The following is a 17,631-nucleotide window of genomic DNA, read 5'->3' on the forward strand; positions in this document are numbered from 1 at the left end:
GTCTTGCCGATGCCATTAAAGCATTTAAGTTGCGCAGTGGCATTGAGGCCATGTTCCGTGATTGCAAGACTGGTGGCTATAATCTTGAATCTACTTCTGCTGATGGTCAACGATTGATGGCACTGATTTTATTAATTGCTATCGCCTATACTTGTGCTGTTTTAGCAGGTCGTAACTCTCGTCAAATGGGATTACAAAAATATATTGGTCGTCTGAAGGAATTAAACCGACTACATCGCCGACATAGCGCATTTTGGGTTGGTTTGTATGGCCAATTATGGGTGGGTGCAATGGAGTTTTGGGCTGATTTAGCTCATGATTTAATGCGTTTAAAGCCCAGTAAACTACCCTATTTTCGCAAGGGTCTACGTGCTATGTCTCTTATCCAGTCTGCTTTGTAGCTTCTTTGTCACCCCTTCAGGTCTGCCAATTGTATTCCTGATGACTGCCAAACTTAACCTTAGCTTCTCCTCAAGGTGGAGGGAATACAGTTGAATATAAAGATAAATTTATTTATAGACTAGTCCATATAAAAATGTCTTTGCTAATCGCCTCCAGTTGTACCCCTATCTGGAGGTTATTTTTTATGGTTAAATGATGAATTATTGGAAATATTTGTTTTTGCACATAGCTTTGATTCATCAAAAACAAATTGATTTTAACGCATTATGTACACGTCTTTATACGTAAAAGCGGCTTTTTGAAAAAATACCATTGAACGCAATTATTGATTAATAACTTAGTAGAACTGCGGGAAATATTTTTTCGGGCAATCTACAAGCCTAAATAATCATCTTTTCTAATTAAGTTTAAGATGGCTTTTTGCCATCTGAGACAATCTGCGAAAGAAGAGATGCTGTAAAATCTAGCAACTGACCAAACATACTGCCAATTATACCTATGTAAAGTATTGCCTGGATTATGCTATTGATATTTCCAGCTTTATAAGCATTCCAAACTAGATAACCAAGCCCTCTTTGAGCAATCAACATTTCTGTAGCAATAACTGTAAACCAAGCTACCCAAATACCAACTTTTAGCGCATGAAATAGATGAAATGTAGCTACTCGAAAATTATTATTCTGTCTGCGAAAGTGTTGCATACCTATTGCTGTATTAATGATTACTGACCAGAGAGTACCAATAAAAATTATGACAATAGTTGCAGTTTCGCTTTCTCTAAACACTATGAGCATAATAGGCAGCAGAGCTATAGGAGGGATACTATGTGGTATCTCAAATATCCGTTTTAATACCTGATAAACAGTGCCATTTATGCCTATTAAATATCCAATGAAACTGCCTAAAACAGCGGCTGGTATGTAACCTACAAATAATTTCTGTAGGCTAGCTAAAACATCTAAAAATATACTAGGTTCCATGCCTCAGTTCTTATTTGGAACGTCGAAAAATACTGCGGCAATAACAAAAATTAGCAAATAGACAAACAAGAACACAGTCTGGAAATGTGCTTATATCAAATCTATCAGATGTTTAAAGCCTAATTGATTAATTAAATAAAATTTAAATAATTCACTTTTTGAAAGCTTCTAGTCTCAAAAGGTGAAAAACAAAATTAAAAATAGTTTAAATTACGATTGAATAATCTTGTTTCATAGTTCATTAGTAAACAGTAATCAGTGAACAATTTTTATATTGATAATCGATTACTGTTTACTACTAACTAATTATTTTCCCAAGTTGCGCTTCATTTGTTCTAACTCATCTTGGGTTTCCCAACGGCGGAACTTTTCTTCCAAATCGTCAAATCCACTAGAAGAACTGCTCGTTGAATTCCACCAGCCATTGGTTTCGATACGCTGTTGGGTTTGAGCTTGTTGAGCGCGTACTGTTTGCGCTTCAGCGGCTTTAGTTTGAACCTCTTGTCGCCGTACCTGAATTTTCCGCAGTAATTCTTTAGATTGGTCTATGCGTTCTTTTAAGCCTTGCATGTGTCCCCAGCGTTGATTTCCTTCACGCAGTAGGGCTGCTTCTCTTGTTTGCGCCGCAGCGGCTAAATCTTGTCTACCAGCATCTTGTGCTTTTTGTACGCGAATGTGCCAACGCTGAATTTCTTGGGCGGTGGACAAAATTTCTTCTTGCGATCGCTTCTCTTGTAGTTGTAACTCTGCAATCAACTTTAAAGTATCTTCCTCTTGCTGCCGCAGCTGTTCTAACAGCGCCTCTAACTCCAAATGTGGATTGTTACGCAAGAATTCTTCTAAACGGTTTTCTAAAAACCGACTCAAATCATCAAATAAGCCCACTGCTAGAACTCCAGAGGTCAGGTGCGTGACTATTTTATTGTAGTGATTATTATCCACGCGGGAAAGTAAATTGTCACAGTATCCTGCTGTGGGTGGTGTAGATAGTGTGGCGATCGTCTATCTCTAGACTGATGTGGTTGAATTATTCATATAGTTGTATGGCTATCAAGACAGAAAACTAGCCAATACTATTTATAAAGGTGTCACCCAATAACTTATTTTCCTAAGCACCTTATTTTTAAAACCAAATTGAGATAAATATTCTTCTGACAAACCTATATAAGTCCAATGTAGTATGTCGTTTTCTACAGTCTGAAACCAGCCATTTTGATTTAAAGCATGTCTTTGCTGATCATTAGATATGCGTAAATCAATCGCTAATCCCCAAAGATGTTGAGAGGTTCCAGGGGGTGCAACTACACCAAGAATTGCTGTTTCTTTACCCTATTTGACTTTTTCTAAGGTTTGATTATTAGTATATTTTTGCCAAAACTTTAAATTAGTAGCGAAACTGCGAGTACAATCACCCGTACCATAACCAGATTTAAGAGGAATATTTTGTAAACTTCTAGCTTTATTTAAAGCTACCGCTGCCGATTTTTGTAAATAACAGTCGTTAGTATCATCAACTTTCTGCATTGTTAGGGTAGTTTGAAATTCATTAGTTTCTTGTTCATTAGCAAAGATTACTGTTGATGGCAATTTTATCTCTGTTTGTGGATTGACAAATGCTGCACCATATACGTGCAGGAAAGTATATTCATAAGTACCTAGTTGGGGAATTGACTTTAATTTACTAGCGATCGCAGACAAAAAACGCTCATTGTCACTTAGTTTTGGATTGGGAACTATAAGTGATCTCGGCTGTTTTGAGTAATCAATGCAGGATAATGAATCAGGAAATAAGCATCCGTTCGCTGCTTGAGCATTTGTAGCAAGTTTGTGGTATTCTATGCCATTACTAGCAACTACTGTAAAAATCAGAAAGATCACAATAGTAATGAATTTTGTTGTTTTCAGAATTCGTTTCATTTGTTCACATCATAAATTTCCTGAACTCAATAATTCCAAGTCTTTTTCAGAAAGGAGTTCAGATTTTTATCTAGAAGCTGATTGCACGGGCTAACTTACTAAAAACCTTTAATTGTTTACGCAAACCTACTTATCTATTCAGTAGCCATTGGTTCTAGCACGTCTTTCCCAAGATTGTCATTCAGCAAATTCTACATAAACTGCTACAGCTTAGTGAAGTAGTCTGTCAAGCTAGTTTTGAAGGCTACGTGGCAAAACAAAACATCTAAACTAAACATAGGACAGGTTGCTGGATTTAAAGCTATTTTCAGCTTCCTACCTGTCCTTTTCCTTATCCCGAACTCAGGTTAACGTGAATTCGATGAACCTCTCACTCACTCCCTCCCTCTGTGAAACGGAAAGGGAGGAGCAACGAAAAATCGAGCTTTTTGCTCCCCTCTCCGTGCCGGAGAGAGGTTGGGGGAGAGGTTAAATAAGACTTGTCGAACTCACGTCAGGTTAATTAGTTATTATTCCGGGCACCTATGCAAAAATCTTAAAACTTTCTTTTATCCTGCGCCCTGCGGTCTTAATGATAAGTCTTTTACCGGATATTATATTACAGTATTTATACCCTACTCATTAAGGAGTAGGGTAATTTTATACTTTAGCTTTTAACTATTACTTTCAGTTACAGGCTTAACTAAATTTAGATCATAAGGACGTTCAGTATCATCCTCACCTAAATATTCACCATTTTGAATTTCCAGAATCACCAGGGGAATCTGTCCTGGATTGTCTACCTTATGCAGCGTTGCAGCGGGAACATAAGTTGATTCATTGCGATTTAGTAATATTTCCTCCTCTCCACAAGTTACCTTTGCTACACCGGAGACTACAACCCAATGTTCATTGCGATGATAGTGAATTTGTGGTTTAATGCCGTGCCTAGGCTTGATTTCAATACGGCTAATTCTATAAGAATCTCCTTCCTCTATTACCTCCACGTTACCCCAGTAGCGTGTACCTGAATGCGAAGAAGATTCATTGATATTTGACTGATCATTATTTTCATTCTGAGTCATAACCAAATCTCCACCAAATTTTTAAACTAGATGATTATTACTAAGTAGTTGCACAAAATTAAATTCATTATTTTCTCCCCATGCCCCCTACCCTTCGGGAACGCTTTCAGCGAACGGGTGACGCTCGTCCCTCGCTACCGCTTGCGCTCTAAGCGTAGCTATGCCGCAGGCTTTACGCAGTCGCCTGGGTCGGGCTAACCTTCCCCGTTCGCGGAGCGTCTCCCCGAGTGAGAAGTTGCCACAACGCGGGGAACCCGCGCAAGGCACTTCTCTCCGCAGCGCTGTCTCACCATGCCCAATGCCCTAATCTCCTGTATACTGAATCCGATAAATCCGATTATTAGCTTCCTCCGTCATTAAAAGACTACCATCCGGTAAAACGAGTAATCCTACAGGTCGTCCCCAAGTAGTTGGTACAGAGGGATTGAGCAAAAACCCTGTAAGAAAATCTTCATAATAGCCTTGCGATCGCCCTTGAGAATCGAAAGGAACAAACACAATTTTATAACCAGTACCGCGATCGCGGTTCCAAGAGCCACGAAAAGCCGTAAAAGCACCGTTACGATATTTTTCGGGAAACTTCTGACCATCATAAAATTGCAAACCCAATGCTGCTGAGTGGGCTTGGAATAAAACATCAGGGGTACGGGTACGAGCTACCAAGTCGGGGCGTTTACTTTTACCATTTGCTGTTTGACGGGGGTCAAGGTTGTTTGGTGTTAAATAAGCATAAGGCCAGCCGTAAAATTCCCCTTGTTGAATGCGTGTTAGATAGTCTGGAACCAAATCATCACCAATTCCATCTCGTTCGTTGACAGTGGCGTAAAGTTCTTTGGTTACAGGGTGAAAGTCTAGACCAACTGGGTTACGCAAGCCGTAAGCAAAAGTCTCTTGTTGAGAACCATCTAAATTCATCACTTGCACAGAAGCCCTTGGTAGGGGTTCTTCATCTACATTAGATCGGGAACCCACAGAAACATATAGCTGATTGCGATCGGGTGAAACTACTACATTGCGTGTCCAGTGCTGGTTATAACCTCCGCCGGGAAGATCAGCAATTTTTTCACCAGTACCAGTTAGTTGCTGTTGACCTTTGGCATAAGGAAATCTTAAAACCGCATCAGTATTTCCCAAAAAGAAAGAATTATCCGCGAAAGCCATGCCAAAGGGAATGTTCAAACCGTTAGTCTGACTAGCAAATGTCTGGCGCACGTCAGCAACTCCATCACCATTGGTGTCACGCAATAAGCGAATACGGTTTTGTCGGGTTTCTGTAACTAGCACATCACCGCTAGGAGTTAAAGCTAACCAGCGTGGCGCATCCAGACCTTCTGCAAAAACATTAACTGTAAATCCTGGTGGTACACGCAGTACCGGATTTTTCGGAATTTGCACAACTTCAGGCCGCTTGGAAGCACTTTCTGTAGCAAAAGGTGCTGGCAAATTCTTCAAGTTGATGCGGATAGGCTTCGGTGAAAGTGGTTCAGTAGGAACGATATTTTTCGGTTGTGTAGGGTTCTGCGCTAGTTGAGCTGGTGCTGTAGTAGGATTACTTAAATTATCTAAGGAAGCGCGAGTCTGGTTACAGGCTGCTGCTGTGGTAGATAGCAAAACTAGCAGCAAACAACGCGCAGTAACTTTCATGGCAGGAGAAACTATACACAACCTTTTTACTTTAGACTTGAAATTCAACAGCTGTCGCCAGTCTAAAGTCCGATTTGTACTTATAAATCGCCTCTAGCTACAAACTAGAAATAAATTTTTCTCAATAAAATTCCGCATTTGAGGAGTGACATCACTAGCCCTATTTAGGCAATCTACTAGTAATTTATTCGCATCCCAATACTGCTGTAGTTGTTCCAACTCATGTTGATTAAACTGCCAATTATGACCGATTTGGCGAGTATCGATCATCAAAGTTCGCAATTCTTTAATCCAAGCATTTCCATGATCTTGCCACCATATTTTTAGTACTTCTCCACCTTGACTTGGAAAGGGTAGCTGGCTTTTAAGGTCTTGCAACGATTTTTGTAAATATGGTTGCTCTGTAAGTAAATGCTTCAAATCAAGGGCAAAACTCAAAGCAGAAAATCGTTGTAAAAAAATATCAGCATTGATTCCCAAGCTTACGACAAGTACATGAATAAGAGCTAGATCTAATGCTAAATCAACGGCAAGATTACCAGCCAGTCTGTTATCCAAAGACATAGCTAATTCTTGATTGCAAGCTAAAGGATATTCTGGAGGTAGAGCAATAGTAAAATAAAAAGCCCGCACACTAGCCGCATGATAAAATACATTGACTGTGGCATATTTTTGCTCTACCCATCTTAAAAAATTAGATAATCGCACATTCGTGGCAGCTAAACTATCAATTTTTTCTTTCATTAATTGCAACAAAGTATCTGCGGGTTTCAACATCCCCACACTTAGCAAATAAATATTTCGCCACCGATATTCATTGATGTGATTAACAATTTTTTTTAAACTTTGATCATTGCTAATAATTTCTCTAGCAGTTAAATATTCTTGAAATATTGAATGAGAAAAAGCATAAATTCCTCGCGCTTTTTCGGTTAATAATCCATGCTGTACTTCAATTACTTTTAATACTGCTACACTTTCTAATTCTAATATTTCTATATCAGTTGTTGCATTAGGAAGATGAAGTAGATAGTCAGCGATGAATTGTCGCATTACAGGTTCACGTTGAAAATTATTTTCTTGTGTAAACAAAACTGCTGCAATCCGACTGAGCAATTTAATTTTATGTAGCAGTGAAAAGTCACCATAGACTTGATCTCGTTTAACACATCTCGCTTCATCCCAACGAACCAATAGCAGATCCAAAGCTTGTTTATAAAGTTCACAGTGGTTGCTAGGGAAATCTTTTAGCGACTTGAAAAATAAACAGATGAGATTCAAAAAAATCGGTGTCCCAGCTAACTCTAGAATCGGCAGGTTTTCTGTCAATTCTAGATTTTTCATCAATTTATTTGCTAAATTTTTTGCCTGTACTGGAGAATTTTTGGCAACTACCAAAAACCATTTTTCAGCAAATCTGGCAATTTCTGGCTTAGTAAAATCTGCAATTTCTACTTCAGTAAATCCCTGAACATGATAAGCTTGAGAAGCAATACGAGAAGTAATAATTATCTGATTTTTATAAAATCTATCTGTAAATCTTTGAATTTCATGAATAATTTTTTTAGAATATTTTCCTGGAACTTCATCTAATCCGTCTAATAAAATTAAAGCTCTACCATGAGCAAATATATTAATTAATTCTTGCTCAGAAATACCAAAATTTATCCAGTATTCATATAGATAATTTGATAAATTAATCTGGTTTAGACATCGAATTTCTTCAGCAAAATTTTTCAGACTGATAAAAATTGGTAGATAATTAGGTTGAAAAATTTCTTGATTACAATTAATAGCAATTGATTTTAGAAATGCAGTTTTACCAGAACCTGGCTTTCCCAGCACCATGAGATGGGAATATTTTTTAACTATTTCTAGCCCTACCGTTTTTTCTGGACTTAGCTTACTTAAATCACAAGAGTTCAATTTATTTGCGTCTAACCTTTGCAAATCGGAAATTTCTAGCCATCTTTTACTAGTAATCTCCTCAAGAATATTGACATCAATGTAAATATCCTTAAGTGCGACGGGTCTAGCAATATCTAAAAGGTGCAAAGTACCGCATTGAGCTTGCATTTTTTCATAGTGAACAGACCGCAGCTTTTGCACAAGGGCATCAATATCCAATGTGAAGCTCGTCGAGGTATCTGAAGACGTGAATTCATCAAAACCCGGTTTTTGGGCGATTTCTGACGGGTCTACCTCAAGGACAAAGCAAATATCATTGAAGACATGGCGATCAATAGGTTTACCAGTGAAAAACTTCCAAATAGGCTGGCGAGTTTCTAGATTAACTTCACTAGCTAGATATTCTTGTGTCCAACCTTTGCGTTTAAAAGCTTGTTTTGCCTTTCTAATACCTTCATCTGATGCTTGGAGCGATCGCTTTGCCATTGGCCTACTACCAAACTATATACTGATTTGTTTGTTTGTTTGAATACAACTCATACAACTCATACAAGTTATACGCTAACTTCAACAAAAAACCCAACATGATCGCAAACACCGACTGTACATAATAGTATTCGAGTCAGCCAAATCTACATACCCAACTAGCTTAGGCCATTGCCAAGACAAGCTATTGCATCTTGAGCAATGCCCAAGCTTTTATTAAAGGCTAATTTATATTTCTTCATATACATTGAATTTTTCTCGACGACTTACTTGTAAGCTAATGAGCGTTTAAGTTGCATAAGATCAGGGCTGTACTGCTTCGCAGAACCCGGAGGATAGCTCTTACTACAAATGAATCGTCCAGTAAAAATGAATGACAATTAGCTTATGATCTTCTATTACTATAATTTTATTCACACTCTCTTCCAAAAAAACTAATAAAATTAAATAATTTATTCTATAATTTTTACTAAAAAATCACGACTTTTACTTCATGAATTAAATAATTATTTATTATAAATTAAATTTTATTTATGCAGGTAAGCGTTTATTGTTCCATAAAAAGTTTTCAAATTCTGCTGCTGGGAGTGGACGACTAAATAGAAAACCTTGCATAGCATCACAGTTTTTTTGGCGTAAAAAAGATAGTTCTGCTTCTGTTTCTACCCCTTCAGCAACTACCTGCATATTAAGATTATGAGCCATTTCAATTAATGCTTTTGTAATTGCAGATTTTTGGGGATCTTGGGCAACATTATGGATAAAATAGCGGTCGATCTTGAGGGTATTAACTGGTAAATTCTTGAGATAAATTAAAGAAGAATAGCCTGTGCCAAAGTCATCAATGGCAATTCTGACACCTAGAGATTGCAATTTATTCATAGTAGCGATCGCGCTATTCACATCTTGCATAATCATGCTTTCAGTGAGTTCTACTTCTAGATATTGCGGTTCTAAGTTGTTATTTTTTAAAAATCCAACTATTTTCTGAATACAATCTGGTTCATTAAATTCAATTACTGATAAATTTACAGCTAGAGTCAAGGAAGAAACTCCTGCATTCTGCCAAATTCTAATTTGCTTACAAACACTTTGAACTACCCATTGATCAATAGGCACGATTAAACCTGTAGACTCTGCTAACGGAATAAATTCTGCTGGATAAACTAAACCTAATTCAGGGCTTTGCCAACGCAATAAACTTTCAGCAGCTATTATTTCTCCAGAGCTAATGTTGACTATAGGTTGATAATAAATCTCGAACTCTTCTGTAAAACTCTGATTTTTAACAACTCGATGTAGACTAATTTCTACTAATTGCCTTTTGGGAGATAAGGTCTTAACTGTAGTCTGATTTGATAAATACTTTTTTAAAGTAGCTTGCCTTTCTAGACGGTTCATAATTGCACTTAGTAACTCTGCCCGTGTAAAGGGCTTAGTCAGATAGTCATCTGCTCCCATATCCATGCCTTGGCGAAAATCAGCTTTGGCAGATTTTGCAGTCAAAAAAATAAAAGGAATAGTTGCTGTTAATGGATCTTGACGTAATGATGTTAACACTCCATAACCGTCAATTTCGGGCATCATCATATCGCACAAAATTAAATCAGGAATTTCGGAGACGGCTAAATTAATCCCTGTTTTGCCATTGGCAGCTGCAATAGTCTCAAAATTTTCAGCTTCCAACAAATCTAAAAGGTTTTCACGTACTGATTCCTCATCTTCAATAACTAAAATCTTGATCATATTATTTACCTCAGTTTATATATTGATTATTTAATGGCAAAGTGACAGTAAATAACGTACTAACTCCCAGTGTACTTGTCACAAATATTGTACCTTGGTGTATATCCACACACCGTTTAACAATTGCCAATCCTAATCCAGTTCCTAAGATATTGCCAACATTATGAGCGCGATAAAATGATTCAAACAAGCGTGGCAAGTCTTCTGGTGGAATGCCAATTCCCCAATCTTGAATTTCAAATATAGCTTGTCCATTCTGACAAGTGAGAGTAAATTCGACAGCACTATTAGCTGGGGAATATTTAATTGCATTCGAAAGTAAATTGCCCAAAATATGCTCTAACAATTTATCATCCATGCAGCATGACACAGATTCATCTTGACTGATAAACTTAGTAACTCGCTGATTGTTAAGATTCAACTGCGTTTCTGCAACTAAATGACGACAGTAGGCAACTAAATCAAGAGATTTGGGTCTGAATTCTAGTCTTCCCGCTTCCACTTTGCCAATGATTAACACATCATTCAACATATCCGTCATCCGCTTGACAGCAGTTTGAATACGGTGCAAATGAGTAAGTTGTTTTTCCTCCGTCCATTTTTGACGGTAGTGTTCTAGTAACTCCGAGGAAGAAAGGATAGTACTTAAAGGCGTGCGGAATTCGTGAGAAGTCATAGAGACAAAACGAGATTTGAGTTCGCCGAGTTCTTTTTCTTTTTCTAGAGCTACTCTCAATTCTTGTTCTAATTGTTTGCGATCTGTGATTTCTGCCAAGTAACCAACCAATTCTAGTGGATTACCAGTGTCATCCCGTAGTAGCTTGCCTTTGTCATATAACCAACGATAACTCCCGTCTTTATGTAAAAAACGGTATTCTAACTTGTACTGTCCCTGGTCTAATACTTTGGAAAGCCCAGCAAACACATGTGGCAAATCTTCTGGATGGATATTACTAGTCCAAAAACTGGAATCTTCTATCATTTCCCTTGCTTCATAGCCCAATACAGTACTGACATTTTCGCTAACAAAGGTACCACCGTAATCTCCAAAGGGTTTGCTGGTATAGATCACAGCTGGACTAGAGTCAAGTAAATATTGCAGCCGTTGTTGGCTGACAAGTAGTGCTATTTCTGCCTGCTTACGCTCAGTAATATCTGTTTGAATGCCGATATAGTGGGTGAGGATGCCAGCAGCATCATAAACAGGAGAAATGTTTAGCTCGATCCACAAGATGCTGCCATCTTTACGGTAGTTGTAGAGAACCGCAGTGCAGTCTTTTCCCTCTTGCATAGCAGCACTGAGTTTTTGTAACCCTAATTGATTAACATCAGTATTTTGGAATAAATGAAAGTTTTGTCCAATAACTTCTGCCGCTGAGTAACCAGTCATGTACTCATAAGCAGGGTTAACGTAGATAATTGGCCCGTTGGGGATGCTGGCATCAGCAATAATAATGCCATTACTACTGGCGGCGATCGCGCGATCGCGTAGTCTTAAACCTTTTTCTGCTTGCCGACGCTGTGTAACATCAGTATGGGTAGCTACTGTGCCCAAAATTTTCCCACTAGTATCTTTAATTGCATCAGCACGTAAGTAAATTTGGACAATGCGACCACTGCGCGATCGCATTGTTACTTCACCCCGCCACGGTTCGCCCCTGTAAATAGTGCTAAGTACTTGTTGTAACTCTGCTGGCTGCTGGAAAATAGTTAATGCCCCACCAGCAGCTTGAAATTCTTCTAAGGTGTACTCATAAAGTTCGGTAAACCCTGAATTGACATAAATAGGCTTGCCCGTAACATCAGCCATGCAAATAGCATCACTTGTGCTTTCTATCGCTTGGCAAAACCGTAATAACGACTCTTCTGCTACTTTGCGGTCAGTAATATCTGTAGAAATACCGCAAACTGCATAGGGGATACCATCAGCATCTTTTAAAGGAGACTTTACAGATAGGTAGGTGTGTAGCCCATCCTCTTGAGGGACAACTTCTTCGGCTTTTATGGGTATACCACCTGCAATTACTTGATAATTATTAGCAGCAAATTCATCGGCAATATCAGGGGGCCAAATATCGTAAATACTTTTGCCTGCAATTTGGTCTTGAGTAGTTCTAAACAGCTGTTCAAATTTATGATTGACCAGTAAAAATTGATTTTCAGTATCTACTACATAAATCACCGCAGAGGAATTATCTAAAATTGCTTGGAGCCGCTGTTGGGTCTCTTGCAATGCACTTTCGGCCTGCTTACGAGCAGTGATATCCCGATCCGTGCCACGATACCCACGGAATTTACCTTCAAGATCAAAAACTGGAATTCCAGTAGTTTCAAGAACAACTAAATGACCGTCTTGATGAATGTTAATGTTCTCCAGGCATTTAAGCGGCTCTCGTGCAGCAGCAATTGGCGCAAAAACTTTGAACACACGCTCGGCTTCTTCAGGTGGCATCAATTCAAAAGGGGTCTTTCCTAGTACTGCTTCTGGTTCATAACCCAAGATGTCACGAACTTTAGGACTGACGTAGGTATAAACGGCATTTTCATCAACTTCCCATACCCAATCGCTCCTAGCTTCGGCTAAATTGCGGAACCATTCTTCACTTTCCCGTAATGCAACTTCTGCTGATACATGATCGTGAATATCTGTATTTGTCCCAAACCAATTGATAATTTTGCCAATTTGATCGTGTAAAGGTAGAGCGCGTGCTAAATGCCACCGATAAGTTTGGTCGCTGGCTTTGAACCAACGACATTCCATTTCAAAAGGTTCACCTGTAGCTAAAGATTTTTGCCAATCAACCATATACTTTGGCAGATCCTCTGGATGTAACCATTGTTGCCACTCCCAGCCTAGGATTTGCTCCCAGTTGCAGTCGAAGTAATCAATAGTGCGTTGGTTAATATACTCAATGCCACCGCTTACTTGAGCAATCCATACTTGTTGGGGGATGGATTCAGCCAAAAAGCGAAAGCGTTCTTCGCTTTTTTCTAAAGCCTTTTGTGTTTTTTGGCGCTCGGTAATCTCTTCAAAGGAGGCCAAAATGCCTACTACATTACCTCTGGTATCATGGAGGGGAACTTTATTAGTTTCTAACCAGACTTGTTGACCATTTGCTCGTTGTAGAGGTTCAATTATTTGATACTCAGGTTTATTCGTCTGCATGACCCTGGCATCAAATTCGCGGTATAAGTCTGCTTCCTCGTGGTTAACAAGCAAATCGTAGTCTGTTTTGCCGATAATATCTTCTGGGCTTTCAACACCAGCTATTCTGGCAAAATTGCGGTTACAACCTAAGAAAACAAAATTTCTATCTTTCCAGAAAATAAACTGGGGAATATTATCTATAACTAACTGCAACATTTCTTGGGATTGCCGCAGTTGTTCTTCTACTATTTGCCGTTCAGAAATTTCCAACAATAACTGCTCATTTACTTGTTGTAAAGTAATTGTGCGTTCATTCACTGGCTTTTCTAGCTCTAGGTTCGCCTTCTGTAGGGCTGTTTTTGCCTGCTTGAAGTCAGTGATATCATGTCCTTCAGCAATTAAGAGTAAGACTTTGCCTGTTTCATCTGTGAGGGGCTTCAAGGAAAAGTCGATAGTTGCTACTGCTTGGTCTACACTCAACACGTCAACTTCATAGCGGATAAATTCGCCTTGAGATGCGATCACTATTGCTTGTTTTAGTTGGGTTTGCGCTTCTGGAGAAATCTTCCACCAATGGGTTTCCCAAAATGCATATCCAACAACATTTTCTGGTTCTAATCCCCCAAAATCAAGGGCAGTCTGGTTAGCTTCTACTAATATTCCCTCTAATGTGAGCAACCAAGTAAATTGAAATGTGCCATTGAAGATAGCACGAAATTTTCTTTCGCTGGACTCCGATGCTAAAACGACCTGCTGATCTTGGATATTAATATCTGTACAGAAGTCAATATTATTGCTTGTAGACCTAGGCAAATCTGTATTCAGTAGCTGCTGAAGATACAATCCACCAACATCTTTAAGACCAGATTCTACCGAGAAGCAGTGACGGGAATTAAAAGCCAAATATTTTTGGATGTCTTGCGGATGAATATCTGCTGCCCAAAGGTTAGTTTGTAGCACTAATTCTCGGCAAATACTTTGAGGTGTAACCGTCCCAACAAGTTGACCTTGCTCACCTACAATTGGCAGAAAAACCAGTTTATTTTGGCTTAAAAGTAACAGTGCTGTTGCCAGATTCTGAAATTCTGACAACTTCAGGGTCATAGATGAGGTATGCATAACTTCGGAAACTTTGGTGGTTTGAAAGTCAACCCCTGAAGCTAAAAGATTTACTATATCTTGCTCTGTCAACCACCCCACCATCTGTGAAACTGTCACTACCAAAATCCGGGCACTACGTTTTGCCATCAATGATATTGCTTCTAACACTGATGTTTCTGGTGCAACCATCAGTGGCGAAAAGTCAATAATTGACTTCAAGCATCGTAGCCAGAGAAACTGAGGTAAGGCTTGCATAGACGATTACAATACCTCTTATCAAACAATCGTTGTTTAAAGCAGATTATTTAAGTATCTTCTAATATTTTGATTACAAATAAATACTGTAAACTTTGTGTTAAGAATTACAAAGGTTAAATTAGGTAAACTTGAGCAAAGTATGAGGCAAAGCTACAGAACAATAGATGTTTGCAGCCCTTCTCTTGTGTTCAAGGTCGCAATTGCGATCGCCGTTCGCCATAACGCAACAGCCTCTCTATTGTCGCCAGACGATTTTCCCAGACTTTGAATTGATAGGGATTATCTATAATCTGTTGGCGCATCCATACCCGGAATTGAAATTGGAACCGGGTCAAAGTAGCTCGTGAAGCTAATAAATTACTAGCAGAAGGCGATGCTGCAAGCTGATCTAAAGCTTTTTGTACTACTTTTGCCTGGTTATGGAAATCTGAAATTGTAGTAGTAGACATTTGCAGTTGATTATTTTGCAAAACCAACTGCCATTCCCTTTGCAGAGCAGCATAACGGACAGCAGCAGTTTTAAAAGGCTGACGCTGAGGAATAGGTTCACTAGTGGGGGATTGAACCGTTCCTTGGGTGCTACTAAAGATTTTTTGTAAATCGTTGTTGAAATTCTCTGCGGCAAAGAGTGCATAACCACTAACTGGTAAGTCTCTCACCAATTGGAGTTGGTCGAACGCTCCTATGTTTGGCAAGGAAAGCAAGCGAATACCTGGTACTAGCAAGGTAGAACCTAATTGGGTGGAAGCTATCCAGGGCTGTGCTAGTCGTTGAAAGCGAGGAGTATCTTGAGCATAAGTCATGGGAACAATTAAATCTATATCTCCCCGCCGAGCCCAAACTTCCCAGTGTTGTTGGATCTTTTGAATGCGTTCTATTTCTGGTAATGGAATAATGGAAATACAGCAACTGACAAAATTAATTGCCCAGATGCAGAGCAGCTTTTTGTTGGACATCGCTTCTGTCGTAACTGTTGCGACACCTGGGTGACAAAACTATCAATTTGATGGGTACGAAATTCTGTCCACTTTTGCCACAAATCTTTTTGGCTAGGAGAAATATTCACTGGATCTACACCAGTCAGTTGCTGAAACTGCGTTCTTGCAGCTTTGCCATAACCGTAAGTTCGATTGGCATTTGGGTCTTGGAAGGGATAACGAATATAGTCTAGCTGGAGACCATCTACATCATACTGGGTGACAATTTCTTCATACAATCTCAGTAAATATTGCCGTACTTCGGGATTAGCTGGATCAAAAAATGGCTTGGTCTGACCAAGGGGAATTGAATTACCGAGTTGATCGTAATTTGCCCAATCGGGATGAGCTGCAAGTACTGGGCCTGGGTAACTAGGATTAACTTTGAGAATTTCATTATGACCCTGGTTGCCAGCAGCAAAAGCCCAAACCCAAGCATGTAATTCCATCTTTCGTTCATGTGCTAATTCCACCGCCACTGCCAAGGGATCCCACCCACGAATTAATGGATTTTGTTGGGGTGCAACTTTGCTGGGATAAATGGTATACCCAGCGTTGACAGTTTCAAAAAAGACAGTATTAATTCCTGATTGTGCCAGTCGATCAAAAATTTGGGCTAGTCCTTGTTTGCTACCAGCACGGACAATTGTGCCCCGATCTAACCATACTGCCCGAATTTCTGCCTGAGCTAATCTTTGATTCACAGGAAACTGCTTCCACAAATTTGCCTTTGCTGCTAACCACTGCTGACGAGCCAAAGCATAATTTTTTTGGGCGATTAACTGGGGTAAGTTTTTGGCAACTATTCTTGCCTGTGCTATGACTTGCTCTTTGTTAAGAATTAGCGCTCCAGGTCTTGTTGAGGCTAATTGAGTCTCTTCTTTATTGAGAGACTGGAAATTATCAACATTAGCAATGTCAGCCGATGCTGCTAAATGGGCGCTTTCCACCCGACCAATGAGATTTTCTAATTCTTGCTGGAGGGCGATCGCTTCATTATTGTCAATCGGCACATTGGAGTTGGGTACAACATCCAGGCGCACTGTTTGTTCAAGTTGGTCAATGGTTTCTGGAGAAGCACTTCGGCTCCTTTCGACTACGCTCAAGCCAAGACGCTCAGTGACCGGGGGAATGGGGGAAGCAGGGGAAGTGGGAGAGGCGGCTGCGATTGAAGTGGAGCAGTTAGGGGAGCCGCCTTTTACTTTATTTTTGCTACTTGATGAAGTTGTTAAATGACGATTGAGAGCAGCTTTTAACCAAGCAACATCTAATTCTGCTGTTGAAGCGATATCTGTTCCCCAGCGCCAGCCTAAAAAGGTGGAATGCTCATTGGTCACTACTGCGGCGGCATTATCTTGAGCATTCCATACAGCAGCAGTTTGACTGGTGGCATCATTGGGAATCACAGCGCCGCCATGTACTTTGCCAAAAAGTCCATTTTGGTTCATCCATGTCGGTATCTTGGTTTTTGAGGGTTTTATCTGTTGAGTGTTATTGAGGCCAAATCCCCAATAACTTCCCAAGAGCGATCGCAATAATTGCCGGACTCCTGGCGGGGATAAACTACCTACAGGCCCACTGGCAACTAAATTTCCCCCATTGCTCATCCATTCTTCTAAGGCGATCGCTTGTGCTGGCGTGAATGTCTCTACATTCGGCAAAAACAAAACTCGGCGATCGCCCCAATCTGCTACACTTCTTACGCTAGCTAGGTCAATTACACAATAATTTGCCCCAAGTGTTTGCAAACGTTTTGTGATTCCTGTCCATTGCTGTGTATTTTCTTGACTCTGCACCACACTTAATATAGGTTCTTCTGCCGCTGCTGTTGCTGGCAAAATACTCAAGAAATTAAAGATTAAAAATTTAATACTAAAAATGAAGAATCTGGTTTTTCTAATTTCTTTATGACATTTATCCTGATTCTTCACTACCCATTCCTCAGTTGATTATTTATTAGCTATTACTTCTTTCTTTATCATGCAATATCACAATAAATT

Annotated in this window: 9 protein-coding genes and 3 pseudogenes; 1 reads left to right on the forward strand and 11 read right to left on the reverse strand. The window is 39.5% G+C overall.

What is annotated here, in order from left to right; genetic code table 11:
* Positions 1-401, forward strand: a pseudogene (locus I8751_RS11475) (IS4 family transposase); the annotation flags it as partial.
* A gap of 408 nt (positions 402-809) precedes the next feature.
* On the opposite strand, the gene I8751_RS11480 reads toward I8751_RS11475, so the two are convergent.
* The 11 genes and pseudogenes from I8751_RS11480 to I8751_RS11520 all read right to left on the reverse strand — a co-directional run bounded on the left by I8751_RS11480 (position 810) and on the right by I8751_RS11520 (position 17,562).
* A complete protein-coding gene (locus I8751_RS11480) occupies positions 810-1,382 on the reverse strand; it encodes an ABC transporter permease subunit (protein ID WP_214439289.1) in 573 nt (190 codons plus the stop codon).
* 306 nt (positions 1,383-1,688) lie between these two features.
* The gene (locus tag I8751_RS11485; RefSeq protein WP_214439348.1) at positions 1,689-2,267 is read right to left on the reverse strand and encodes a TIGR04376 family protein; all 579 of its coding nucleotides are present in this window, start codon (positions 2,265-2,267) and stop codon (positions 1,689-1,691) included.
* Positions 2,268-2,459: 192 nt separating this feature from the next.
* A complete protein-coding gene (locus I8751_RS30250; RefSeq protein WP_318780318.1) occupies positions 2,460-2,696 on the reverse strand; it encodes a D-alanyl-D-alanine carboxypeptidase family protein in 237 nt (78 codons plus the stop codon).
* Between the two features lie 15 nt (positions 2,697-2,711).
* On the reverse strand, positions 2,712-3,299 hold the full coding sequence (locus I8751_RS11490) for a hypothetical protein (protein WP_318780316.1): 588 nt from the start codon (positions 3,297-3,299) through the stop codon (positions 2,712-2,714).
* Between the two features lie 653 nt (positions 3,300-3,952).
* Positions 3,953-4,363 carry a phosphomannose isomerase type II C-terminal cupin domain gene (locus tag I8751_RS11495; RefSeq protein WP_214439290.1) on the reverse strand — a complete coding sequence of 137 codons (411 nt, stop codon included), beginning with the start codon at positions 4,361-4,363 and terminating at the stop codon, positions 3,953-3,955.
* A 303-nt stretch (positions 4,364-4,666) separates the two neighbouring features.
* Positions 4,667-6,007 carry a PQQ-dependent sugar dehydrogenase gene (locus I8751_RS11500; RefSeq protein WP_214439291.1) on the reverse strand — a complete coding sequence of 447 codons (1,341 nt, stop codon included), beginning with the start codon at positions 6,005-6,007 and terminating at the stop codon, positions 4,667-4,669.
* A 93-nt stretch (positions 6,008-6,100) separates the two neighbouring features.
* On the reverse strand, positions 6,101-8,401 hold the full coding sequence (locus I8751_RS11505; RefSeq protein WP_214439292.1) for an NACHT domain-containing protein: 2,301 nt from the start codon (positions 8,399-8,401) through the stop codon (positions 6,101-6,103).
* A 531-nt stretch (positions 8,402-8,932) separates the two neighbouring features.
* Positions 8,933-10,147 carry an EAL domain-containing response regulator gene (locus I8751_RS11510; protein WP_214439293.1) on the reverse strand — a complete coding sequence of 405 codons (1,215 nt, stop codon included), beginning with the start codon at positions 10,145-10,147 and terminating at the stop codon, positions 8,933-8,935.
* Between the two features lie 10 nt (positions 10,148-10,157).
* Positions 10,158-13,613, reverse strand: coding sequence for a PAS domain S-box protein (locus I8751_RS11515; protein ID WP_449658070.1), 3,456 nt, complete (start codon positions 13,611-13,613; stop codon positions 10,158-10,160).
* A 42-nt stretch (positions 13,614-13,655) separates the two neighbouring features.
* Positions 13,656-14,651 (reverse strand): annotated as a pseudogene (locus tag I8751_RS30585) (CBS domain-containing protein); the annotation flags it as partial.
* Between the two features lie 191 nt (positions 14,652-14,842).
* Positions 14,843-17,562: pseudogene (locus I8751_RS11520) on the reverse strand (family 10 glycosylhydrolase).
* Positions 17,563-17,631: the final 69 nt, after the last annotated feature.

The sequence above is a fragment of the Atlanticothrix silvestris CENA357 genome, from assembly GCF_016056295.1.
Taxonomy (GTDB): domain Bacteria; phylum Cyanobacteriota; class Cyanobacteriia; order Cyanobacteriales; family Nostocaceae; genus Atlanticothrix; species Atlanticothrix silvestris.